Consider the following 24,283-nt stretch of genomic DNA (forward strand, 5'->3'; position numbering starts at 1 on the left):
AATAGTCACCCCAACAAATATTTACCCCAACCGTTATAGAGGAAAATGTTGGTAAAGGGTACTAAATAAACAACAGCTATCCGATTGGAACGCTGCCTGGTCACTAAAATCGTTGATATTTTGAGGTATATATTGAAGTGTGCATTGGTTGTTTTAGCGGGTTTACTAACCGCACAAAAGATCAGCGCCCAAACCAGTTATTTTGTAGACGGCTACCACGGAGGGATTTACGGTCATTACCCCCTCTGGGTCACTAAATTTATTGCAGACAATGCAGACCGGGAAAAAGACTGGCGGTTAAACCTGGAGATCGAGCCGGAAACCTGGGACACAGTGGCAGAGAAAGACCCGGAAAACTATGAACGTATAAAGAGGATCATTAATGATGCTTCGCAAAACGGAATTGCCGAATATGTAAACCCCACATACGCGCAAAGCTACTTTTTTAACAGCTCCATCGAAAGTACCATCCGCCAGTTTCAATATGGCGTCGAAAAGCTGCGGCAACATTTCCCTTTAATCACTTTCACTACCTATGCTTCTGAAGAACCGTGTTTTACTTCAGCATTGCCCCAGGTATTAAAATCGTTCGGTATTCGATATGCTTCATTAAAAAACCCCAATACCTGCTGGGGTGGTTATGTAAGAGCGTATGGCGGGGAGTCGTTGAACTGGCTGGGGCCGGATGGTTCATCGATCCTCACCGTTCCAAGATACGGTTCTGAAGCCCTGGCAAAAAATTCGACCTGGCAAACAACAGCCTGGAATCATTCCCGGGAATTTGTAGCTGCTGCCCGGGAACAGGGCATTACGTACCCGGTAGGAATGTGCCTGCAAGACGCGGGATGGAGCAACGGTCCCTGGCTCGGTCATCACAAACCGGCATCCACCCGTTATACTACCTGGCGTAGTTATTTTAACCTGATCGCACAAAACCCAACCAGAGAGCACTGGCGCCTGAGCCAAGAAGACATACAGGTAAGCCTGGTTTGGGGCGCACAGGTTGTGCAGCGTATTGCGCAACAGGTACGGGCCGCCGAAAATAAATTAACGGCAGCTGAAAAACTGGCGGCCCTGGCCACTTTATACAAAGGTGCTCCCTATCCTCAGAAGGAACTGAACAGTGCCTGGAAAAACATCCTGTTGGCACAGCACCACGACTGCTGGATTGTGCCCTACAACCGGATGAACGATAAAACCTGGGCAGAGCATGTAAAAGAATGGACCGGTCTTGCAGGCGCTATTGCTCAAAATATCATACAACAGTCTGTAAAAAAAATGGCGGCCGCCGCCAAACGAAACGTTAACCGTATCCGGATAGATAACCCCACCTCGTTCAACAGGGATGAAGTGGTTGCTGTAAGCCTTCCAAACCCGCCCGGCAGTCCGTTTGCCATTGAAAGCAATGGTAACAAGATCCCCTTCCAGATGATAAATCAAGATGGCGCTGGCAGCAAGCTCCTTTTTAAAGCCTCCGTTCCCGCATTCGGCAGCAGCATTTATTCTATAGTTGCTGCTAAAAAAAAGACAGCGCCGGAGGGAGCATTCATTAGCCGTACACAGAACGGCGATTACCGCATGGAAACGGATCTGTACCAGCTGACGATCGATGCAAAGCGGGGAACTATAAGACAACTGATCGCAAAGCAACTCAATCACAAAAACTTTATTGCAGAAAAAGATACCGGGTTTAATGCCCTGCGCGGCTTCTTTTATGATGACAACAAATTTGTCTGCAGCACGGAGGAAAAGCCGGTAGTTACCATACTCGAAAACGGCCCTGTTCAGATCCGGCTCCGGATCGCGGGCACCATCAATCATAACCGCTTTTTCCAGACCCTGCAATTACAGCAGGGCGAAAAAAAGATCGATCTTACATTACATATCGACTATAAAAAAAGAGCAGGTATTGGCGACAATTATAAACAATACGGCGGTTATACCGCAGAGGAAAAACGCAAAGCCTTTTATAATGACACCTGCAAACTGCTGGTGCCTTTTCCATTAAACCTTGAGCATCAAAAGCTCACTAAAGATGCCCCGCTCGATGTTACCGAAAGCAAGCTATCCGGCACCTTTTATAACAGGTGGGATGACATAAAAAACAATATCATTTTTAACTGGGTTGATATTACAGATACCATCAGCAATTATGGAATGGCGCTATTCTCCGATCATGTAACCAGCTACTCATACGGGCAAAACTTTCCACTGTCGCTTACCGTTCAGTATATTGGTGTTGGTTTATGGGGAAGAAAGTATACGGTGAACGGTCCTACCGAAATGCGCTACGCGTTGCTACCGCACCAGGGCAACTGGCAAAACGCGCAGCTGAACAGGGAAACCGTATTATGGAACGAGCCGTTGATCGCTCATACCGGCTATACGCAACGCATTAACGCCCCGTTCATTAAACACCTGGATCCGGGGCTTGAAGTAACGGCATTATACTATAAAGGTGCAGACCTGTACTTCAGAATCACAAATACCGGCTCCTACAAAAACAGCCATCGCGTATTGCTGAACTGCCGTGCCCGCCGCCTGGATTTTGTTGAACTCGACGACAAAAGCACATCTTCACTCAGTACCGACCCGACAACGCCGGTTTCTTTTAATTGCACGATTCCCCTGTTCGGGTTTAAAACGATCCGGTTAACAGAAGCAAGACCTTAAAAAATAGTATATGAAAACTAACAAACCGCTTTACCTGGTGATCCCTTTGTTATTATGTATCCTGAATACAGGATGGGCACAGGTAGCGCCGTCACAGCAGCCCTGGAATGCCCGGTGGATCGCCGCCGGCAATGACGATGGTACGCAATACGGAGTGTATTATTTTCGAAAAGCCGTAATCCTCGATAAACGCCCCGGCTCTTTTATCGTGCACCTCTCGGCAGATAATCAGTATAAATTGTACGTAAATGATACGCTGGTTTCTGCCGGACCGGCAAGAGGTGATTTGTCTAATTGGTATTATGAAACCATTGATCTTGCTCCCTATCTGAAAACAGGTAAAAACATCATTGCAGCAATGGTATATAACGAAGCCCAGTTCCGGCCTGAAGCACAGGTAACGTTAAGAACCGCTTTTATACTACAGGGACATACCCGTACCGAGGAGCTGCTGAACACCGATAAAACCTGGAAGTGTACCCGGGACGCAGCGTTTACGCCAATACCAGGATATTATTTTGCAGCCAGTAAAGGGCAGCTGGTAGATATGAATAAGGTGATCAGTGGATGGACGAAGATTCAATACGACGACCATAGCTGGAATTTTGCTTCAGAGCTTTTTGAGGGAAAACTCAAAGGGCACTCCGACGGATTTGCCTGGATGCTGATCCCGTCTGACATTCCTCCGCGGGAAAGGAGCTACCAAAGAATCCCGGAATTAAGAACCGTTCAGGGCTTAAGAGCCTCAAATAAGTTTCCGTCTGTCAAAAGCGACCAGGTGATCCCCGCCCACAGTACGGCCGTTCTCCTGCTCGATCAGTCCTTCCTGACCAATGCCTATCTTACCCTGGTATTCAGCGGCGGAAAAAACGCCGGTATTTCCATCGGCTATGCCGAATCGTTATTCGATAATATTACAAAGAATGGTATGCGCAAGAGCAACCGGAACGAAGTTGCAGGAAAAGATTTTTCGGGCAGAACGGACAGCATTCTCTCCAATGGAACCAGCGGGCAAACATTCACTTCTCTTAATTTCAGGACCTTCCGGTATATACAACTACGGGTCAGAACAGAAGGCGATCCACTTGTTATCAATGATATTTACGGGGTGTTTACCGGCTATCCGTTTCAACAAACAGCCACCTTCCGCAGCAGGAATAATGATTTTAAACAGCTACTGGACATTGGATGGAGAACCTGCCGTTTAAATGCCTATGATACCTATACGGATTGCCCCTATTATGAGCAGTTACAATACATCGGCGATACCCGTATCCAGGCAATGGTATCCTACTACTATAGCGGAGATGACCGCCTGGCACGGCATGCGCTGAACCTGATCGATAATTCCCGCTTACCGGAGGGTATCACACTCAGCCGTTATCCTACCCACAGCGCCCAGATCATTTCTACGTTTTCACTTTGGTATATCGGCATGCTTCATGATTATTGGTATTACCGGAATGACAGTTCTTTTGTTAAAAACAAACTTGCCGGCACCAGGGCCATCCTCGATTTTTTTACCAGGTATCAGGGAGCAGACGGGTCACTATCCAATACTCCTTACTGGACATTTGTGGACTGGGCCAGCGGCAAGGACTGGTTTGTGGGCGCACCGCCCAGGGGTGATGACGGCAGCTCTGCGATCATTGACATGCAACTTCTGTGGGCTTATCAATGGGCCATGCAAATGGAAGCGCAGCTGGGGATCAGCTATTATGCAGACCTATATCAGAAAAAAGCCCGTCAATTGAAGGCCACTATTAAAGCCCGGTACTGGGATGCAGGCAAAGGGCTGTTTGCAGATACAAAAGACAAAAAACATTTCTCGCAACATGCAAACGCTCTGGCCATATTAACCGGCATCCCAGAAAAAAAAGATATTCCGTCCATATGCGACCAGCTGTTGCACAATGACGTCCTCACCCAATGTACCATCTATTTCAAATATTACCTCCATATGGCGCTGGTAAAAGGCGGACGGGGCGATGACTACCTGAACTGGTTAGATGTCTGGTATAATAATGTAAAAATGGGACTTACCACCTGGGCAGAGGTATCTGACCTCTATACAACCCGATCAGATTGTCATGCCTGGGGCAGCAGTCCTAATATTGAGTTCTTTAGAACAATCCTTGGGATAGACAGCGACAGCCCCGGTTTCAATAAAATAAAGATACGGCCGCATCTGGGCAACCTGAAAGATGCCAGCGGCGAGATACCACATCCCAAAGGAAAAATAAGTGCATCTTATCAATTAGACGGCAACAGGTGGATGATTCATATCACCATTCCTCCCGGCACCTCCGGCGCCCTGATCTGGAACGGAAAAACCTATGTATTAGATAGGGAAAGGACTCAATTACAGCTGAGTAAATAAAGCAGGTCGTAAGAAACCCAGCTGGTCGCTTCCCTTCTATCAAACGTATAAGGGATCAGGGAACGTGATCAACCCTGGAAAACCGCAGAGCCGTATTTTAAACTGAAAGGGGCACGCAATCCTTATGAAACAGCCGATATAAGCACAGCGCTCCGGTTTCATAGGCCTGAGGGGCTATGCCTGTTGTTCCTCAATGCCTTTTCAGCCGGGGTTAGCTTTCGCACCCAATTATTGCTATAGGGTTTAAAAACATTTTTCCGAAAAAAATCTGTAATCGAAATTTTGCGATCCATAGTAGCTAAAATAGACAGACACTTCTTTTCAATTTGTTGCACAAAAAACTTATATCTGTGCGGACAGGAAATAAGCGTTAAGAAGTGATAAAAATTGGCTGAAACGCAGTCCTGACATATATTTGACACATGTTACTTATAACGAATTTATAGTCCGAAGATTGAGAATTCAGTCTCGGGCACATTTTGAAGGTTGCAAGTATATACTTGCAACTTTTTTTATTATTACGTATGCCCCGAGAAGTGCCACTTGCTGCCCCCATTTACGACACATAAATGATACACAGAATGACAGACCAAGTTTTCTGGATGCCAGCAGTTCAAAGGGCATTAAATACCAAGCTCAAATATGATCAATTACAACTTCATCTAATCACACAAGGATTCCATCTTCCGAACCACCCCTTACATTAATTAAAAAAAATGAGGATTGATTTGCGATTTAAGAGAGGCGATCTATGCGGAAAACTTTCGCTTGTTGCGGTTTTATTTCAACCGCATTGGAAAACAGGATATAATTTCCCGGCACAGCTTCTTCAAATTCTTTCAGGAGTTAAAAGTAACCCGGCAGGTATTACACCGCAAGCCCAGATATCCGTCCCGTCTTTCACCGGATAACGTTGCCCGACTTTGCCAAACCTACACCATTCCCTGACGAACGGCCTTACTGATAAGGATGGCGGTGTTCTTTGCATCAAATTTTTCAAGAAGGCTTTTACGGTGGGTATTTACGGTGGGAACACTGATAAAAAGTTGCTCCGCTATTTCCGCATTGGTAAGTCCTCTGGCTATTAGCAGCAATACCTCCTTTTCGCGTCTTGTGATCGCAGGAAGGGCCTGGCCGGTTTCTTTTAATGAGGCTACGGCCTCCAGGCTAAAGTAAGTTTTGCCCGCCATCACTATCTGAATCGCTTCGAGCAGCTCTTCCTTATCGGCGTTCTTTAAAAGGTAACCGGAAGCGCCATTATCCATCATATTTCGGATGACCGCCTGTTGGTTGAACGTGCTGAGCCCCAGTACAAACACAGCCGGAAACAACCGCTTTACTTCTTTGCACAAATCGGTGCCGCTCTGGTCAGGCAAATTGATATCCATAAGCAATACATCCGGTTGTTGCTGTTTCAAAAAGACCAGGCAGGAGGCGGCACTGTTGGCGTGCCCCATCCAATCAATATCTTTTTCATGCTGCAACAACGAACGGATGCCTTCGATCACCATATAATGGTCATCCACTATAAATACGCTTGCTTTCATTTTCTTGCTCAAAGTTACCTGCATTCTATATACCCGGAACAAATTACAGACACTAAAAACTACGACACTGGTCACCCGCATCAGATATCAACCTCAATTAGAACGGATGTTCCCTTGCCCGGCTCTGAATGCAGGTCTATTTTCCCTTTCAGAAAATCAACCCGGTTCTGAATATTACTCCAGCCCATACCCCGCGCGGTAGAAAGCTGATTTTTGTCAAATCCTTTCCCATCATCCTCCACCGTAATCGTCAACCGTTTTTCGGGTCCTGATATGTGTAACTGTACCAGTATATTTTGCGCATAGGCATGTTTGATGGCATTGTTTATCAGCTCCTGTATAATACGATAAATGGTAACCGAAACCGTTTGCTCAACGGCGGCATCACCGATGCCCACCGACTGATAGCTGACATGTACGGCGCTGCTCCGGTCTATTTCATCACAGAATTCCTGCAACGCCACGTTCAATCCGTATTTTACCAGTACTTCGGGCATCATGTTATGGGCCACACGGCGCATTTCCCGGATACTGCTATCCAGCATATCAATGCTGCGTTCAAAAGCCCGTGCATTGTCAGGCGTCAGCACCATGTTCCCCTTGATACTGCTCAAAGAATACTTAACGCCGCTCAGCATGCCACCCAGCCCGTCGTGCAGGTCTTTGGCCAGGCGGGTACGCTCCTGCTCCTCACCTTTCAGCACCGCCTCTGTAGCAGCAAGTTGTTTTTCTGCCTCCAACTCATCAATTTTTGCTTGCTGAAACTTTTGGCGGTTTTTATAATTATGGTAACCAAGTATTGAAATACCAAACAGCACCAGCGCCCCGCCCGTTAGCATATAATTCAACGCATTCTTCTGGCGAATATTCAGCTGTTGTATTTTTTCATTTGCCCTTAACTGATGAATCTCCTGGTCCTTGTTGGCAACCCGGAAACGGATTTCCATCATAGCGGTTTTTTCCTGAATTTCATTTGAATACAGGCTATCAGACAACATTTGAAACTGCTTTTGATATGTATATGCCTTCCGGTAATGGCCCTGTTCATTATACCAGATGGCATAATAATTTAAAGCAGAAGCTCTATTTTCCTCAAGACTGTTCCGGCTGGCCATTTTATACAACTTATCGATATCAGCTTTAACACCTTTATGTTTTAAACTTAGTTCATAGTGTATTATAAAATCAAGTGCCTGTCCCTGTTGCCAAACATCCTCATTTTCCAGGGCATAGCTGTAGGATTTCCGATAATAATTCAGCGCCTTTAAAGTATCCTTTTTATAATCCGATTCCAAATTACCCAAACCATAATAATACAGGTAAAAGCTTTTAGAATTCTGCAATTTCCATACAATGGGCCACACAATATTTAATAAAGAGTCGGCCTTCACATAATTGTCTGTATTCATATATGCACTGGCCAGGTTCATCATATTCGTTGCCAGTGCACGGTCATCTCCAAAATCTCTTGCTATAGCAACTGCTTTTTTGGAATATTCAAATGCCCGTGAATGATTCTTTAATTTCATAAAGCAATTAGCAATGCCTGTGTATGTACTGGCCATCATTTTATGATGCAGCTCCCTGAAAATTCTTTCCGCCTGAAAATAATCTTTCAAAGCGTTTTCATAATCATCGATATTATAATACAGGTTTCCCCGGTTGTTGTACATATGCCCCATATTGGTGCGCATATCCGCAGCAGTGTCGCCCTTTGTAACAATGACAACAGAGTCAGCATATTTCAGTGCCAACTCAAATTTTCCCTGGTTTTTGTAATAGGACAGGCCCAGTATATAGGCGGTACTTAAGCCCCATTTAAATTTGATTCTTTTGCTCAAAAAAATCATCTGCTTTATATAAGGCTCAAAATCGGAGGTATTGTTATTCAGGTTGGTCTTCATATATGCATACAGGGCCGCTACCTTTAAACTATCGGTTGCTGCCCTTGCAATATTGCCCCGGAGCATATCATGCTCCGCTTCTTGCTGCGCATGCACCTGAAAATTAAAGCTGCAGCAGTATAGCAGCACCAACATTTTAAACAATTTACCATTCATGCTCTTATCGCAAATTAGGCGTTGTTTTTACTTTTTTTGTCATCCTTTTTAATGATTTTCATGATCCACTCTTTTTAAAATCATCTTTTTTAACGATTGTGCTGGCAGCTGTGCAAATTTATTTTTGGGTCTGGTATTAAAGCTATAAAAATTAATAATAAATCTTCAAAAATGAGTTCAGGATTTTTAAGTCCGTTGTTTCCTGATACCCCCTTAAAAAGAAACAAATGAAAGGCGCTTTCTATTTCCCAACAAAACCATCAACTAAAAGCCATCAAAAATTGACTAAAGTGATGAAACATCTTCTTGTCTTGATTTTTCTTATACCCGTCGCGCTGCCATCCCCGGCACAATCACTCAACGACAGTTTGTTACTTTACCTGCCCTTCAACGGCAATGCCAATGATGCAAGCGGCCACAACAATAACGGCATGGTGTACAATGCTACGCCTGCCACGGACCGGTTCGGCAATGCGAATTCCGCCTACAATTTTAACGGCTCCGACTCCCATATTGACATACCTGCAAGCCCGTCGCTTTCCAAAATATACACTTCTAATGAAATAACCATCGCAGCCTGGATCAATATCCGGAACTGGTATAACAACTGGAACGTGTTCGCTGTTTTTGAACAGTATGATCCTGCTACAGACTGGGGATCGGTACTTTTGGAGGCAAACTGGGCCTCCGGAGGTATCCTGTTTGAATCCGGTTATAATACCAACTATGTTGGCGGCAATTACACCTGGAATTTTAACCAGTGGCATCACCTGGCGGTAACTTACAGCAAGCTCACGGACTCCGCTAAATTTTACGTGGATGGCAACCTGGTAGACGCTAAGGAGTATCATGAAGCCTTTAGCCCGGATAATGTAAATACCTATTCCATCGGGCGCAGCCTAAGCGGGCCCGATGAATACAGCGATGGCATTATAGACGAAGTCCGCATTTACAACCGTGCTTTAAAAGAAAGTGAATTATTAACATTACCCATTGTTACTGAAGGCCCGCCCCTGCCCGTAACCTTTGGAGCCATTACAGCAGCCATCACCGGAAATACGTTGCTGGTTTATTTTACCAGTCTTGCGGAAAACAGCAACGACCGCTTTATTATTGAAGCTTCCCCGGATGGCAGGCAGTTTAAAGAAATAGGAACACTTAACGCTTCCCGCGGCAGCTCCGATATACCTGTACCATATAGTTTTCGTCTTGACTTGCACAATCTGGGGTTTGCCGGCATTAGCCTGTTGGCGATCCTGCTGTTACCGCTGCATCATAAACGCCGCAAGCAGCTTACGGTGGCCGTTTTTACGGGTGCGGTACTATTGCTTTCCTGTACCAGAACTTCCATGGAAATGCCATCTAAAGCACCCGGGAATATGTATATACGAATCGCACAGGTAGACAAGGACGGAACAAAAACATACAGTAAAATCATACTGGCCTCCAGGAATTAAAAATCATCTTTTTTGATGATTGTGATCGCACCCGGTGCAGCCTATTTTTATAGCCGGAAATTTAACCGGCACGAAACAGGCATCAGTAGTCGGTCCATTTAAAAAAATCAGAAAATAGGGACTTCATTTTTAAAAAAAACATGCATATGAAAAAGATATTCCACCCGCTATTATTGATTGGTCTGCTTTTAGGGCAGGCCTCCTGCAAAAAGAATGCGTTAACAAATGAAAAGACAGCCATAGCCTCGGCGATCAATAAGAATCTTCTCATATCCAAACCAGACTCAACCCGGTATCCAACCATCTTTACCAATATATCTCTTGAAGAAATACAGGTTCCGGCAAAAAACGATCAGGAACTATTGATGAAAAAGATATCAGAAATAGTGGCACCGGTAACAGAGACGCTGCGCAAACTTATGGAAGCGGAACCCGATATGTACAAAGGATATCAGGTTGCTATAAAGGCCGTTGCTGATGCAAAAACAACCGATGAAAGAAAATCGAAAGCTGACTATGTATCAAAAGCCTATTATCCGTTTATAAAGAAGATCTGGACGGAGGCAAAAGTTGACGAGCCCGGTTACCAGGAAAAGATAAAGGCGTTGTTCCCTTCGGACCAACGGGAGTTCATTAAATTTGACGAGTTTCTCCGGTTTCAGCTGGTGATAGAAAAGCCGGTTCAACCCTATACACCAGGCGGAGGCAGTCAGCCATCCGATCCAACGTCGCTGGTTTCAAAACCAGACGATCCCAATCCTTTTCTATGTGTAAGTGATATTCCAACCTCTTTTTTTCTTTTTGATAATTACAAGTCCGGGATCGGAACAGGATCGCATGGTAGCAACCGTAATTTCACCAGTATTGGCAACCCTTATTGCGGCATTGATACGAAAACGGATACCCAGGGGCCCTGGGGTTCACGCTCCGAATCGGGCATCGTAATTGATACTTTTCATATACCAGGAAGGTTCCCGCTTGATGCAAGGCGTTTGCAGAGTCGTTTGGTGTATGATTGGGGAGGCTCGGCCTATGCTATTTCCGCTTTGGGAACTTCAGTGGCCAGCTACTACGCAACACCCGTTTTTGAAAGCAGCTTAAATAAATGGCGCAGCTCAAGAACGATCTGTTCCCCGGTAACTTTTATGATGTTTTCATATTTCAGTGAAGACGCCTCGTTTACTTCCCCTCTTAGCACTAAACAGTCCGGAAAGGTACTCATATTTGGATACGGCTCAGCCAATCTGAGTTCTGCCTCCGGCATCGCCTTTGCGGGGGCTACCAGCTTTGCGGAAAGCCAGGATTGGAAGGTATGTGAAATGCCGTGAGACCCAACCAGTCTTTTATTTCTGAGTGTTTGCGAAAATGATCCAATCCTTCGGCAGGCATTTCGTTGGAAAACAATCATCCGTCATCAGACTAAAGTTACCGGTTCGGCATTTTTTCTTTGAACCACTTCTAAATAGGTGAAGATGGGATCTATCGTCTCCATTGATTGTTGTTTGTATTGTAACCAACGATCAATGAAGAAACTTCAATCCTATATACGCACTAATCTTAAGCGGCGGATAGACAATAACCTGCCAACTACCGGCGGGAAAGATTTTCTCAACTTTATCAAAAACAAACTCATTCCTTTTGTAGACAGGAACTACAGAACTCAGCCTTACTGCATACTTTCCGGGCATTGCCTGGGTCGGTATTTGCCGTGTACCGCAAAGAAGCACCCGGGCCCGTGATCAGCCAGGCTATCTATGGCGGGAATACAGAAATCCCCTGCCGGTTTTCCGGTTTCCTGAGGGTGCGCCCCGGGCTACCAATACACCAAGAATAAGCTTTCTTTAACCAATAATAATGCAACTCTGAAGTCTGTTTACCTGGCATGCATCAAAAAATGGACAATGCCTTTCAGATTTGAGGCATTGTCTTTAACCAGTTCTTGATTATTTTTGGAGACCGGTTGAAGGCATAAGTGCTACGATTATTTTACCTCGATTTAACTTACACACTTTTCGGGTACTTCTATTTTTTTTAATTCTAATCCTCTTGAAAATCTTAGAAACCATTCCTTCCTGATCAAATCGCAACTTCACACAATCCCTGACCTGAATCCGACTTGATCAACTACTCATCCCTGTTTTCTCCAGTGGCGTTCATGAGGAATATTTAAAAACGTATTCCATTTTTCTTCATCTCTTTGACCAGTTTTTCGGGGATCTTTCTGCATCCGCAATGCTTCTGATGTTCAAGATGCCACTGCACCCGCTGTTCAAAACTGGGGTTGGCCGGCATGGGATGTGCTTTATGCCACTCTGCATTTAATTTTTTTATTCCGGATTTCATATAGATTAAGTTTATTCACAATCAGACAACATATTACCGATTTCCCCCGGCGGCATGGTCGGTTTTCTTCGTAAAAGGGCAACAGCCAGTATTATGATCCAAAGCATAAAAACGCCGATATTAATACGTTCCCATATTCCGATCCAGGGTGTAGGCAGGTTGGCAGCGATCTTTGATCCCCCGATACTACTCAAAAGACCTGCGACAACAAGGGTTACCAATGTGCCGGCAGAATAAATACGAAACCACCCGCTCAAAGATGCACCGCCGAAAGCGATGGCCAGTATGATAAGAAAAACTGCTGCTATAGTAAAAACGATATGCAGTGTATCGCTTAGCGTTGCGCCACCAGCTGCCAGCACTTCACGTTGATGCATTGGAGGCCAGAAAAAACCGATGACAGCATTAGCAATCAGTATGATTCCAACGATTTCAAGACGACGATAGCCCCTAGCCGATTGCCTTACTCCCCAGCCAAAAACGACCATCAATAACGAATAAGGTACCATCAGAGACACCCATAGTTTCCGAGTAGGAGCGCCTATTGCCGATAGCTCACTTACAGTTTGGGATACCGGGCTATAATTTTTATACAGCAATACACAAATAACATTTGCAGCAATATAAACGACTGAAGACAGAATGCCGCAGCATAACAGCATTTTTTGCATCAGGCTGAGTGGCGGCAGTGCCTTATTATCATATAACGAGAGTGATCTCATACCAGCCTTGTTTTTTGAAAGAAATTGTCAAGCTAAAATTCGGACAAAAAACAGACTTACAGTATGACGGCAATTAGCGTAGAGCCTGATCTTTATCAACAAGCGCGAAAAGCACCTAGCCTATTCCTGCAAAAAATGTACCGCCTTAAGCCTAAATATCATAACTGTCTGCCAACAATTATAACCGCCAGACATTACAGAATCCCAAGGGATATTCGGAAATATACCGGAGTTATGCAACACGTAATACAAGAAATGTAGCAGTATCATTCAAAAGAGAAGCATGAGGGGTTTTCAGTAATCATTACGCAGGTGATAAATGAGTGATGAATAATTTTTCCATGGTTGAGGCGATTAAATTTCCTGTGTTAAAGAACTGCTTGCATTACGGGTCCCTCCAAGTCTGAAAAAACGGGAAGGTGCTGTTGCCGCGCCGTTTCTACAAAGCACAGCGGCGCAACACCAAAAACGGTTCTTTCTACCACGCTGACAAAAAGTATGGTTTCGGCTAAACCAAACATGGATTTGGATAAATCTTTCTCCCCGTTACAGCGGTACTTTGTGTCAATAAAAGCAATTAACACATGAAAGTATTTGTTACAGGAGCCTCCGGCTTTGTAGGCACCGCTGTTGTACGGGAATTATTAAAGGCGGGCCACCAGGTGCTGGGGCTGGCGCGATCAAAAGCATCTGCAGACCAATTAGAAGCAGCGGGCGCTCAGGTTCATTACGGCAACCTGGAAGACCTGGATAGTCTTCGACAAGGCGCAGCCGAAAGCGATGGTGTCATCCACTGCGGTTTTGTCCACGATTTTACCCGCTTTGCCGAAGTTTGCGCCATCGATGAGCGGGCCATAGAAACGATAGCCAACGTACTGACGGGTACAGACCGCCCGTTAATTGTCACTTCAGGGACTGCATTGGTAAGGCCTGGGAAAGTTGCGACTGAAGACATGCCTTCACCATTCAACCCCGCCTGGCCCCGTGCTTCAGAACACGCGGCGGAAGCAGCCACGGTTGCAGGCGTGCGTGCGGCTATTCTGCGGTTGCCGCCTTCGGTGCATGGGGAGGAAGATAAACACGGCTTTATCCCCATCCTGGTAAACCTGGCGCGGGAAAAAGGTTTCTCAGCCTACATCGGCGAAGGCCAGAACCGCTGGAACGCCGGGCACCGGTTGGACGCTGCGTTACTGTACCGTTTAGCGTTGGAGCAAGCAACGCCCGGAGCACGTTTCCACGCCAATACAGAGGAAGGTGTAACCGTTAAAAGCATTGCCGAAGCCATTGGTCAACAATTGAACCTGCCAGTAAAATCCATCTCCGCTGAACAAGCCGCCGAGCATTTTGGCTGGTTTGCCCATATGGCAGCCATCGACTGTCCATCTTCCAGCAAATGGACGCAGGTACACCTGAACTGGCGCCCGTCAAACCCGCTCTTGTTAAATGATATCGAAAACGGCATTTATACTCAATAAAATGAAACTTATTATAACTGGCTCTTTGGGTAATATCGGCAAACCGCTGACGGAAATACTGGTAGCCCAGAGACACGATGTAACTGTAGTGAGTAGTAACAGGAATAAACAGGCAGCCATCGAAGCCCTGGGGGCTTCGGCTGCCATCGGCTCCATCGCCGATGTTGATTTCCTTACAGCCCTGTTCCGGGACGCGGATGCGGTTTATGCGATGATCCCGCTCAGCTTTACCGAACCGGATGCCGGCGATTATCTACGCCGGATGGCTCGGAATTACGTACAGGCACTAAAGGCAGCAAAGACGAAGCGTGTTGTCGTAATGAGTGGTTGGGTAGCCGATCTGATAAAAGCCGAAAATGTGGAAAGCGAGTTTGAGGGTCTGGAGGCTTCTATTACCGCTATGCGTCCCGGATCATTTTACACAAATTTTTACCAGAGTATCGACCTGATCAAAGGGAAAGGCCTGATGGGCAAACTGCTTACGCTACGCTATTCAGGCCTTTGGGCATTACTGACCGGAAAGACCGGCCTGCTGATGGGCAACTATGGCGGAGATGACCGGATCATTTTTGTTTCGCCAAAAGACATTGCCGATGCAGTTGCCGAAGAACTTGTATTGATACCAGAGCAAAACACGATCCGGTATGTGGGCAGCGAGGAACTGACCTGTAACGAAGCGGCCCGCATCATCGGAACGGCAATTAATAAGCCCTGGCTGAAATGGGTATTACTGACAGATAAAGCCATGCTGCAGGGGTTAAAAATGGCTAAAGTGCCCCAAAAGCTAGCCGAAACACTGGTGGAGATGCAGGCTGCCATGCACAGTGGCAAACCACTGGAAAATTTTCATCGAAATCAACCGAAAATGGGCAACGTTAAACTTTCAGCATTCGCAAAGGAGTTTGCCCAGGTATACCAGCAAAAATAAGTATCTTGTATCATGAGCAGTACACCGCTTCTTCGTTTCAGCACAATCAGTGAGTATCATTGTGCCGCCGGCCTGTCCAAACCGGCTCATCCGCTGATCAGTGTTGTCCGCATGGAAAATGTCAATATGCCAATTGCCGAGATCCCCTTCCGTCTGGTCGGTGATTTTTACTGGATCTCGATGAAAAGGAAACAGCATATTAAATTCCGGTACGGTCAGCAAACCAGCGACTTTGATGAAGGTGTATTGTTCTTTATGTCGCCAGGTCAGTTGTTTGGCGTGGAAAGTGTGGAGCATGCCGCGAATTTTCAAAAGCCCGAAGGCTGGATGATCCTGATCCACCCTGATTTTTTATGGAATACATCGCTCGCCAAAAATATCAAGCAGTACGAATTCTTTAGCTATTCAGTGAACGAGGCGCTGTATCTTTCCGAAAAGGAAGAATGGATGCTTACCGCGATTGTGAATCAGATCGAACACGAATACAGCACGGCTATTGACCACTTCAGCCAGGATGTGATTATTGCACAATTGGAGTTATTGTTAACTTATTCTCAACGATTCTATCAACGGCAATTTATTACCCATAAAAAAGCCAATCATGAACTGCTGACACGCCTGGAAGATTACCTGAGCAGTTATTTTAGCAGCGGTGCTTTAGCAAGCCAGGGCCTGCCGAGCGTAACGCGTATCGCCGAAAAATTGAACATTTCGCCAGGCTACCTGAGCAGCATCCTCAAAACGCTAACCGGGCAAAACATGCAGCAACACCTGCACCATAAACTGATCGAGCTGGCCAAGGAAAAACTCACCACCACCAACCTCAGCATCAGCGAGATTGCTTATGAACTCGGATTTGAGCACCTGCAGTCCTTCAGCAAATTGTTTAAAACAAAAACCAACCTGTCGCCGCTGGAATTTCGGACGTCATTCAATTGAAATGGCCTGGATATGCGGCCGGGCTGTCTGGAATAGGCCCGGTAAATCCGGAAATCTTGCAAAGACTACCAAAAAACCCAAAAGCCTCCGGAAGCTTGCAATATTCGGTGGAGAAGAGGGATTTCGGACAGAACCCCCTTCGCCGGAGATGATCAAAAGACATCATAAGACCGAACCGCTGACCGGCCAACACTATCCTGTCCGTTCATAATCAGCAACGGCACTGTTGCGCTTAAAACTCATTTCAAACGTAAGAATTTACGTTGCGATCCCTCCTAATGCCTTCAGCTCTTATTATAGCACTAAATTTAGGCACCGGATATTCGAAGGATAAAAAAAAGAAGCAAAAGACAGCACCGTTATCTTTAAACAGCCGCGCAACATTTAGCCACAAATTGTTCAAACTTCCGATCTGTATTCCGCATGATCGGTCCGTGACCGAAGCAGACAATGGAAGGGTTTAGTTTTGCTAACTTCTGGAGCGATTTAATGTTGCGTTGCTGATCCGAGGTGAATATGTTGGGCGGAAGCCGTAGACCCGTTGCGGTTGTGAGCAGGTTCATATTTGTCGCCGCATCTCCCATTATCAGCACACCGTCTCGCTCACGGAATAAAGAAATATGACCCGCCGAATGGCCGGGCGTCTCTATTACCCGAAAGCTTCCGATCCTGTCGTTTTCTACAATTGTCCGTTCGACTTTATGTCCCTGCCCTGCCCAGTACTTTTGTTGAAACTTTGCTACCCAATGTTGTGGAGTGGGATAGTCGTTGGTTACCATACCCGTTTCTGTCCTGAAAACTTCATCGGGATGACAGCGTAAGGGGATCGCGAACTCAGCACATATCTGATCGCTACAGCCCTGGTGATCTGCATGCGCATGCGTTAGTATATGTTGATAAACGGGAATTTTCCGGAGCGCGCTCTTTACAGTGGTATAGGAACTTCGTATTCCGGAGTCTACCAATACCCCTTCGATAATATAGCAATTGATACTATTTCGCGGCATCAGTGAAATCTGGAACACTTCGGGAGCAATTTGACGTAGCATTTTTTTGTGCAAATCTACATCGCTGATCAGGACCGGATAAGGACATTTGTCCTATAATCCGTTGGGTCTGTGTATTTGTCCTTTTGCCCGCGTAAGCGATCGCTGCGTGATGCCCAGGTATGATGCCAGATCCTGCGTCGATATGCGCTGAATGAGTATCGGTTCGTCAGACAGAACATGACGGTATTTATCCACAGCCGACCTGTTATTGTAATTCAGCAGATACCGTTCCTTTTGGTTATACTCCTGCTCCATCACCGACTTTATAACTTCGTTCCAGGCGGTCACCTGAGCAAGCAGATACTGATAGTCCGGGTAGTTTATCCTATAGATGACACTATCTTCTACAGCGCTGATACTTCTCCTGGATTTTTGCTGCGCCACAAACTCCGGAAACGAGGTGACAAATTCATTTTCAAATTTGAAGCAGGTTATATTTTCTCTTCCTTCTTTGTCGATAGCATATGCTTTTACAGCACCGCCGGCGATAAATCCAATATGACGGCAGAATTCATCTTCACGGATAAAAAAATCACCTTTTTTTAAGCGGATCGGTTTGAAGAATTGCTTCGAAAAATCGATTTCCCCGGCTGATAATCGTCCTGTTGAGGATAGGTAGTTCTCAAATACATCATGCATTTCGTAATTCTTTTGGTCCTTTTATTTTCTTCTTAATTATCTATGGATTGCATACTTAAATCCCGCATCCAAATCTAAGAACTATTGTACATTCGAAGCTAATAATTACTGTATATTCAATAAAACGTTCCAGCTGCTCGTATGACCGTCCTTTCAAAGGATGATATTTATCAACAACTTACAGGTGAAGGATACCTGTCCCCATCATGAGGCCAGGCAATCAAAAAAATATGCAAAAAGCTTTGCAAAGACTACCCGGCTATAAGTGTCGATAAAGGCCTGCTGGTAAATACGCCCAACACCTTTGATCGTTCCAACATAGTAGGGGTCCTGGGAGCCAAGATAACCCGGGTGCTCCGTCTCTATTTCGCCATGAGCCTACTGCTTTTCCGTCTACATTCCATAGCCATCATCTGGGCCTCTGTTAACACCAGGCTTTCCTGAGCCATCCGGGCTTCTAATGCCTTCAAGCGTTTTTCAAACGTTTATAAATCGTTACGTTGCCAAACGCACCGAACACCTGCTGCTGAAATAAAAATCCCTTCCCGGCGCAGTTCATTACTGGCCCTTAACTGACAAAAGGCAGAATTGACGAAGGACTTTCTCGCCTCCGGACTCGTAAAGTAGTTTGATGCGATAAAAGCTATCCCGACTTATACCCATTAATTTGCAGGCGCGGATCACATTGTTTAATTGTTCCGCTAAATTGAATAATCCAACGCGGGATTTGATTAACTTAATCTCTAAATTCATAATCTGGCTTTTTGGGGTTAATTAATATATTAAGTGGGGGTTACTTAAAATTAATCCCAAACTGTCAAATCAAATCAAAACTATTTCAATTTATTTCACAGCAGGCATTAAAGATTTCGGTTTGCGGGCCTTTATTCACGAGGCGCCCATTGGCGCTTGTGTTCAAAACTGATATCGTCGCTATTGCTGAAGAATTTATCTTAACAATACAGATAACTGTATCGAGTACCCGTTGGGGTGCTGATTCCGTATGCTGTAATCCCCGTTGAGGCCGTTGATCCGTTCTTCAATATTTTTCAGCCCCATACCTTCGCTTTTTTTGCCGCCATCCCAACCTTTGCCATTGTCTTTATAAGTAATAGTAAGCCGGTTATTATTTTGTTCAAAAGCCATTTCAATTTTGCTAAACTCGGCATGTTTAATCGTATTGGTAATGCATTCATTTAAAATTGCTTTTAGTTCAGCGTACTGGTAATGACTGATAAAGCGTTTTTCATTCAATGGCTTTCCAATGGAATAAATAAAACTGTTGTCGGAATTTAGCTTCCGCAATAGCTGTCCGGTATCCTCAATGAGGCTGGCAATGGTATATTGCCGATCTGACCTGAGATCATGCGACAGACTGCGGATAAGCACCATGGTATGATCGATCTGTTTTTCCAGTTCGGCCTTTTCGCTGCTGTTGCCTGTTGCCTGTGAGCGCACCAGGGCCTTGGCATACAAAAGAGCCGGGTTGGTTTCATCGTGTATATTACGGGCAAGGTTCATTTTGAACTTTAAAAACCGGGACTGCTGCCTGTGACGAGCAAATCGTATTATAAAAACACCCAGCAACAATAAAAGCCCGAGCGCCAAACCTGTCAGCATTAATTTGCGTTCGGTTGCTTTCTGCTTTACGGAGGCTTCTTCCAGTAAAAATTGTTTTTCCTCTGCCGCCGCTTGTGCATACAGTATGTTATCTACGTCCTGTGCAATAAGCGAACGGGACGAGTCGAGGATTGCTATCGCCCGCGTCAACGTATCGGCACTTTCTTTAAAAAGCCCCTGGTTATACAGTGCTTGTGCTTTGTAGTTTTGATACTCGAACAGCAGGTAGGGCTTTCTGCCGTTTTCTATAACGCGCCCATAAATCTCAAGGTAACGGGCCGTACTGTCGCGGTTGCGCTGCTTTAAAAAATAGTTGAGTTTCCAGAAATTAAGATTGATGTCAATAAGGTTTCTTCGTTCCTGAGGCGTTGTTGCACTGTTCCGTAACGCCTCCAACTGTTGTATGGCTTTCCACTGTTTCCTGGCATCTTTTGTTGCAGATGCCCCTTTAATAGCAGTAAGGGTCTGCACATGACCGAGGGCACTCATTAAATTGTTGTCTGTGCCGTATTTTTCTTTTGTGATGCGAATGATTTGCTGCATTACTGCAGCTGCAGCATCGCCATTGGTTATCTGCCCGAGATCGTAATAAGCAGCTGCGGTAAAATAAAGAAAAATGACAGCCTGACCCAGGTTCTTCCCGGTCATGGGCTCTTTTCTGGCCAGCTGTGGTATGGTATCTATATAGGTCTTTGATTTTTCATAAAGTGCAATTATTTTCTCCGGCGAATTAACTACTTCGTAATATGAGGCGAGGGAGGATAAAGCTGAAAGTGAAGGCCTGTTGTGATTGGCAGCACGCTCCAGTTTGTCAATTTTCTCCGTGTAGTACAACTTTTCCCCCATACGGCTGGCCATATGGGCCTGGGAACTTAAAATAGCGTAATAGTTGCGCTTCTGTTCATAGGTGTTTTCCTCCTCCCATATTGTTTTTCGGTATTGCCTTAACAGTTCAACAGCTTCTTTGTTGGTAAAGTTAATGTTGGCTGACAGCAGCAAGTTTACCGTCGCGTAAACAGAATCGAGATACACTTTTCTTTCGATACGACCGCTCGCATAGGCCTGATCGATCCTTGAGATTGCTCTCCGGGCTGAATCTTTTACATTATCACCATATACCGCCGGCGAAATAAAATGGAATAGAAAAAAAATGATCAGCATCCTTTTTAACCTGTGCCTATTGAAAATCGAAACGCTATCAATTTTCTTGATCGACAGAAGCGGGTTCAATAAAACCTTCATTGTTAAAATATTACTTTATTTTTTAAGTTCGGCTGACGGCATACACAAGCAGCTTAAATGGCTTTATCCCAGGCGCAAAGAAAAGAAAAAATATTTAATTAATTGAATACTATAATATTGTGCAAACAGGTATTATTATATAATTTTTAGCCATAATTAATTTAATTTAGTGATTGCGGTTATACAGAGCCAACATGGAGCTGGCTGTTGAAATAGCAGCATCGGCATTCGAAGTTAGTGTCCTGATGCATCAAGTATATTTTCCTGAGTCGTTCCACTACGGAGGTTTTGTATCAAATGGAATAAACAGAATAAAACAGAATAAAATGGATTACAAGGTGATGCGTCCGCCACAGCAACTTGCCGACTATGTGAGGTTTATTTGGTTCTTGGAAACGGATGTTTCAACAGACAGACCATTTATTCATCATGCATTTGCTCATCACTGTCCTGAGGTCCTGTTTTGCTACAAAGGTCAATTCCGGCACCAATCCGGGTTTAAAGAGGAACAGAAACTGATTTCAGGAGTCTATGGGCAAACGCATACCTTCAGTAAAGTTGTATCTAACGCAGCTTTTGGCATCTTTGGATTTTACTTATATCCCTATGCCTTTACTCAGCTTTTTTCTGTGCCCGCAAATGAGCTCACGAACCAGTCTGTAGATATAAAAACGCTTTGCGGTAAAGAGGGAGAAATCCTTGAAGAAAAAATGATGCTGGCCACAAACAATGATCATCGGTTAACCCTGGTGTGTGATTTTTTGGAGGCGCGCTTAAAAAACATTCGAACTGCCTACAACACTATTTGCGCATCGATCAAAGCAATTTCAAACGCCTACACGGAAATTTCCGTACGATCGCTGGCAGAAACGAACTTTTTATCGCTCCGGCAATTTGAACGAAGGTTTAAGGAACTTTCCGGCTTTAGTCCCCAATTATTTTTAAGGATTGCAAAATTCAATTCACTTCTTGGAAAAGCCTTTCAGAACAAATCGCTGACCGATATTGCCTATGAATACGGATACTACGACCCGGCACATTTTACGCACGATTTCCAAAAGTTCTCCAATCAGACTCCTAAGGCCTATTTTAATGCGCAAACAATATCAGCATCCGATAGAGGGACGGTCGACTTTGAAATATAAAATGTCGTTTTTATACAAATTTGCCTCATACGCTAACTTTAATTTTACGCTAAAATAGTATTGTAATGAAGGTTATTTTACGCGTTATCCCGGCTTGCTTATTCATGGTATTTATAGTTGGCTCAACTGTGAAAGTGTTTTCACAAACCAACCAACCAGAAGATAAAATGAACCTGACCAATGACTCAAGCAAAACAGCTCACAAAGCGGCCAATTATGTTAAAGGCCTTACGGCTCCGAGAGCTATTGCGCTGGCAGAAGGGCTATTGGGTTTGATGAGTATCATTTCCGGCTGGCGGGCTAAAAAACGGCCAACAAAAAAAAGCGCAAAGACGGCTATACTATTCGGTTTGCTTGCGATCATTTTTGGTATTGTTCATCTGGCCATTACTTCCGGCGCTGTCTTTGGATCGGGCAGCGGAAAGGCGGGTTCAATTTTTGCGCTGCTGTTGGGACTTATCGGCGTAATGCTTGGAGGGCGGATCCTACGTTTATTACAAAACGAACGCCTGTAGCCGCTTGGTTAGCCATAATTTTACCAAACAGGCAAACAAATAGCATACGATTATAAATATACCATCGCCTGGCCGATACGGTTTGCTTTTAGCCATACCCAACAAACCAGTCGCGGGCAACTGCCGGCATCTGGCCATACCATATCGGCGTTTGGTCATTATATAGATCTTTAGTCCCGGTTATTCCGGTTTCAGCCGCTTCTCCTGTAAGTCTAACAGATACACAACTCCCGGCGAATCAGTTCTTCATTTATACCCGGCTCTTTATTTAGTTCAGAAAGATATTTCAGCCGATACCAGGAAACTGCCCTACCGGATCTTTTACTCTTAAAACGCCCTATGCATGCGGTTATCGCAACCGGTACAATTCACTACCTGCCAGCAGAAAACATCCCAAACCATAGTCTTCGAAATCAGGCCGGCTAGCATAAGTTACCGGCTGGCCATCCTTCGGCTCTTTACCGGTTCCCTGCACGTAGCCCAGGAAGCCATTCTTATGTACCGCATCTCTTACCATGGTATTCCATGCTTTTGAAGCGGCCGGCAGGTACCGGCTCCGGTCCAGGATCCCACGGCGTACTCCCCAGGCAAAACCGTATGTAAATAAAGCACTGCCGGTGATCTCTTTTCCACCGTAATGACCAGGGTCAAGCAGACTGGCGGTCCACAAGCCATCGGGCTGTTGTACCGTTAACAACGCCGCAGCCATATCTTTAAAGTCCTGCAGGTATTCGTTATAATGCGGATCCGATTTGGGTAAAATATCCAGCACTCTTACCAGGGCTGCAAAGACCCAGCCGTTCCCCCGGCTCCAGTAACAATTCCGGCCGTTGGGTTCTTTGTAGGGCGGAACGAAATCTTTATCGCGCCACCACAAATGTTCCTCCTTGTTGTAAAGCCCGTTTCCTCCGTGATTGTTTTTTGTAAACGCATACAGCGCATACATCTTGTCAGAATATTTCTTATCGCCGTATACCGCTCCCAGCCTGGCAAATACCGGCATGGCCATTTGTATGGCATCGATCCAGCTCCAGGCCTCATTTCCATCTTTTTCCACCACGCGGTCTATACAGGTCTTTATATCCCGGATGCGTTCGCTTTTTTTATCGATCTGGTAAAGATCGATATAGGTTTGCCCGCAGCATTGATTATCTGCGTTTTTTGTACCGGTACCTCCCCACAACCCCCACTGGTGTTTTTCACCCCAGTTAACCACGTATTCATAGTACTTTTTTTGCGGATCGATCGCATACAGGGCCATCAATCCTTCGTAATAAACGGCACGTGTCCATAAATTGCTGGGGCGCTCCTTATTGGTGACCACGGGTTTCCCGGGGTCAGGCCATTCGTTCATAAAATAGTTGTTGGCAAGCCGCAACACCGTTAACAGTTGCTTTTTTGAGGGAAGCCGCTGTGCTTCAACCGTACATATATTCAAAAAAAAAGTCAAAAATACAATTAAAATACCGGTTCGTTTCATGGCAAGATAATTTTATGCGTTTGAATCATTGCTAAGATACAGCAGGCCAATGCCAGCGCCATCCTGTGG

General features: G+C 45.1%; 17 protein-coding genes and 1 pseudogene. 9 read left to right on the forward strand and 9 right to left on the reverse strand.

Annotation, left to right across the window (positions count from 1 at the left end):
* Positions 1-120 precede the first annotated feature (120 nt).
* Positions 121-2,673: a glycoside hydrolase family 38 C-terminal domain-containing protein gene (locus LL912_RS04960; RefSeq protein ID WP_235552450.1), complete on the forward strand. Its 2,553-nt coding sequence runs from the start codon at positions 121-123 to the stop codon at positions 2,671-2,673.
* A 10-nt stretch (positions 2,674-2,683) separates the two neighbouring features.
* The gene (locus tag LL912_RS04965; protein WP_235552451.1) at positions 2,684-5,053 is read left to right on the forward strand and encodes an alpha-L-rhamnosidase-related protein; all 2,370 of its coding nucleotides are present in this window, start codon (positions 2,684-2,686) and stop codon (positions 5,051-5,053) included.
* Between the two features lie 932 nt (positions 5,054-5,985).
* On the opposite strand, the gene LL912_RS04970 is transcribed toward LL912_RS04965, so the two are convergent.
* Positions 5,986-6,600, reverse strand: a complete 615-nt coding sequence (locus LL912_RS04970) for a response regulator (protein ID WP_235552452.1) — start codon at positions 6,598-6,600, stop codon at positions 5,986-5,988.
* Between the two features lie 80 nt (positions 6,601-6,680).
* Positions 6,681-8,639 carry an ATP-binding protein gene (locus LL912_RS04975; protein ID WP_235552454.1) on the reverse strand — a complete coding sequence of 653 codons (1,959 nt, stop codon included), beginning with the start codon at positions 8,637-8,639 and terminating at the stop codon, positions 6,681-6,683.
* A 314-nt stretch (positions 8,640-8,953) separates the two neighbouring features.
* Between LL912_RS04975 and LL912_RS04980 the strand changes: the two genes are divergently transcribed.
* Both LL912_RS04980 and LL912_RS04985 read left to right on the forward strand, forming a co-directional pair.
* Complete coding sequence (locus tag LL912_RS04980; protein ID WP_235552455.1) at positions 8,954-10,117, forward strand: LamG domain-containing protein; 1,164 nt, start codon at positions 8,954-8,956, stop codon at positions 10,115-10,117.
* 146 nt (positions 10,118-10,263) lie between these two features.
* The gene (locus tag LL912_RS04985; RefSeq protein ID WP_235552456.1) at positions 10,264-11,445 is read left to right on the forward strand and encodes a hypothetical protein; all 1,182 of its coding nucleotides are present in this window, start codon (positions 10,264-10,266) and stop codon (positions 11,443-11,445) included.
* Between the two features lie 838 nt (positions 11,446-12,283).
* Here LL912_RS04985 and LL912_RS04990 read toward each other — a convergent pair.
* Together LL912_RS04990 and LL912_RS04995 are read right to left on the reverse strand one after the other, a co-directional pair.
* Positions 12,284-12,460, reverse strand: a complete 177-nt coding sequence (locus LL912_RS04990; protein WP_235552457.1) for a hypothetical protein — start codon at positions 12,458-12,460, stop codon at positions 12,284-12,286.
* Positions 12,461-12,471: 11 nt separating this feature from the next.
* Complete coding sequence (locus LL912_RS04995) at positions 12,472-13,182, reverse strand: DUF998 domain-containing protein (RefSeq protein ID WP_235552458.1); 711 nt, start codon at positions 13,180-13,182, stop codon at positions 12,472-12,474.
* A gap of 584 nt (positions 13,183-13,766) precedes the next feature.
* Here LL912_RS04995 and LL912_RS05000 point away from each other — a divergent pair.
* Genes LL912_RS05000 through LL912_RS05010 form a run of 3 tightly spaced genes read left to right on the forward strand, consistent with a single transcriptional unit; the run spans position 13,767 to position 16,524 of the window.
* On the forward strand, positions 13,767-14,657 hold the full coding sequence (locus LL912_RS05000; RefSeq protein ID WP_235552459.1) for an SDR family oxidoreductase: 891 nt from the start codon (positions 13,767-13,769) through the stop codon (positions 14,655-14,657).
* A 1-nt stretch (position 14,658) separates the two neighbouring features.
* Positions 14,659-15,585, forward strand: coding sequence for an NAD(P)H-binding protein (locus LL912_RS05005; protein WP_235552460.1), 927 nt, complete (start codon positions 14,659-14,661; stop codon positions 15,583-15,585).
* 12 nt (positions 15,586-15,597) lie between these two features.
* Positions 15,598-16,524, forward strand: a complete 927-nt coding sequence (locus LL912_RS05010; RefSeq protein ID WP_235552461.1) for a helix-turn-helix domain-containing protein — start codon at positions 15,598-15,600, stop codon at positions 16,522-16,524.
* A 365-nt stretch (positions 16,525-16,889) separates the two neighbouring features.
* Here LL912_RS05010 and LL912_RS05015 read toward each other — a convergent pair whose 3' ends face one another.
* The 4 genes and pseudogenes from LL912_RS05015 to LL912_RS05030 form a co-directional block, all read right to left on the reverse strand.
* Positions 16,890-17,573, reverse strand: a complete 684-nt coding sequence (locus LL912_RS05015; protein WP_235552462.1) for an MBL fold metallo-hydrolase — start codon at positions 17,571-17,573, stop codon at positions 16,890-16,892.
* Between the two features lie 51 nt (positions 17,574-17,624).
* A complete protein-coding gene (locus tag LL912_RS05020) occupies positions 17,625-18,212 on the reverse strand; it encodes a Crp/Fnr family transcriptional regulator (RefSeq protein ID WP_235552463.1) in 588 nt (195 codons plus the stop codon).
* Positions 18,213-18,446: 234 nt separating this feature from the next.
* Positions 18,447-18,968: pseudogene (locus LL912_RS05025) on the reverse strand (helix-turn-helix domain-containing protein); the annotation flags it as partial.
* A 192-nt stretch (positions 18,969-19,160) separates the two neighbouring features.
* Entirely contained in the window at positions 19,161-20,993 is a 1,833-nt protein-coding gene (locus LL912_RS05030; RefSeq protein WP_235552464.1) for a sensor histidine kinase, read from the reverse strand.
* A 275-nt stretch (positions 20,994-21,268) separates the two neighbouring features.
* Here LL912_RS05030 and LL912_RS05035 point away from each other — a divergent pair, with 275 nt between their 5' ends.
* Together LL912_RS05035 and LL912_RS05040 are read left to right on the forward strand one after the other, a co-directional pair.
* Entirely contained in the window at positions 21,269-22,219 is a 951-nt protein-coding gene (locus LL912_RS05035) for a helix-turn-helix transcriptional regulator (RefSeq protein ID WP_235552465.1), read from the forward strand.
* 65 nt (positions 22,220-22,284) lie between these two features.
* Positions 22,285-22,734 (forward strand): DUF6223 family protein, encoded by a 450-nt coding sequence (locus tag LL912_RS05040; RefSeq protein ID WP_235552466.1) that lies wholly within the window; start codon positions 22,285-22,287, stop codon positions 22,732-22,734.
* A gap of 349 nt (positions 22,735-23,083) precedes the next feature.
* Here LL912_RS05040 and LL912_RS05045 read toward each other — a convergent pair whose 3' ends face one another.
* Positions 23,084-24,214 carry a glycoside hydrolase family 88/105 protein gene (locus LL912_RS05045; RefSeq protein WP_235552467.1) on the reverse strand — a complete coding sequence of 377 codons (1,131 nt, stop codon included), beginning with the start codon at positions 24,212-24,214 and terminating at the stop codon, positions 23,084-23,086.
* Positions 24,215-24,283 lie beyond the last annotated feature (69 nt).

This window comes from Niabella agricola (assembly GCF_021538615.1).
Taxonomy (GTDB): Bacteria; Bacteroidota; Bacteroidia; order Chitinophagales; family Chitinophagaceae; genus Niabella; species Niabella agricola.

Bases quoted from the DNA above. Each gene is read 5' to 3' on its own strand.
- LL912_RS04965 (WP_235552451.1), top strand. From the start codon at position 2,684: ATGAAAACTAACAAACCGCTTTACCTGGTGATCCCTTTGTTATTATGT.
- LL912_RS04970 (WP_235552452.1), bottom strand. From the start codon at position 6,600: ATGAAAGCAAGCGTATTTATAGTGGATGACCATTATATGGTGATCGAA.
- LL912_RS04975 (WP_235552454.1), bottom strand. From the start codon at position 8,639: ATGTTGGTGCTGCTATACTGCTGCAGCTTTAATTTTCAGGTGCATGCG.
- LL912_RS04980 (WP_235552455.1), top strand. From the start codon at position 8,954: ATGAAACATCTTCTTGTCTTGATTTTTCTTATACCCGTCGCGCTGCCA.
- LL912_RS04985 (WP_235552456.1), top strand. From the start codon at position 10,264: ATGAAAAAGATATTCCACCCGCTATTATTGATTGGTCTGCTTTTAGGG.
- LL912_RS04990 (WP_235552457.1), bottom strand. From the start codon at position 12,460: ATGAAATCCGGAATAAAAAAATTAAATGCAGAGTGGCATAAAGCACAT.
- LL912_RS04995 (WP_235552458.1), bottom strand. From the start codon at position 13,182: ATGAGATCACTCTCGTTATATGATAATAAGGCACTGCCGCCACTCAGC.
- LL912_RS05000 (WP_235552459.1), top strand. From the start codon at position 13,767: ATGAAAGTATTTGTTACAGGAGCCTCCGGCTTTGTAGGCACCGCTGTT.
- LL912_RS05005 (WP_235552460.1), top strand. From the start codon at position 14,659: ATGAAACTTATTATAACTGGCTCTTTGGGTAATATCGGCAAACCGCTG.
- LL912_RS05010 (WP_235552461.1), top strand. From the start codon at position 15,598: ATGAGCAGTACACCGCTTCTTCGTTTCAGCACAATCAGTGAGTATCAT.
- LL912_RS05015 (WP_235552462.1), bottom strand. From the start codon at position 17,573: ATGCTACGTCAAATTGCTCCCGAAGTGTTCCAGATTTCACTGATGCCG.
- LL912_RS05020 (WP_235552463.1), bottom strand. From the start codon at position 18,212: ATGCATGATGTATTTGAGAACTACCTATCCTCAACAGGACGATTATCA.
- LL912_RS05030 (WP_235552464.1), bottom strand. From the start codon at position 20,993: ATGCTGATCATTTTTTTTCTATTCCATTTTATTTCGCCGGCGGTATAT.
- LL912_RS05035 (WP_235552465.1), top strand. From the start codon at position 21,269: ATGGAGCTGGCTGTTGAAATAGCAGCATCGGCATTCGAAGTTAGTGTC.
- LL912_RS05040 (WP_235552466.1), top strand. From the start codon at position 22,285: ATGAAGGTTATTTTACGCGTTATCCCGGCTTGCTTATTCATGGTATTT.
- LL912_RS05045 (WP_235552467.1), bottom strand. From the start codon at position 24,214: ATGAAACGAACCGGTATTTTAATTGTATTTTTGACTTTTTTTTTGAAT.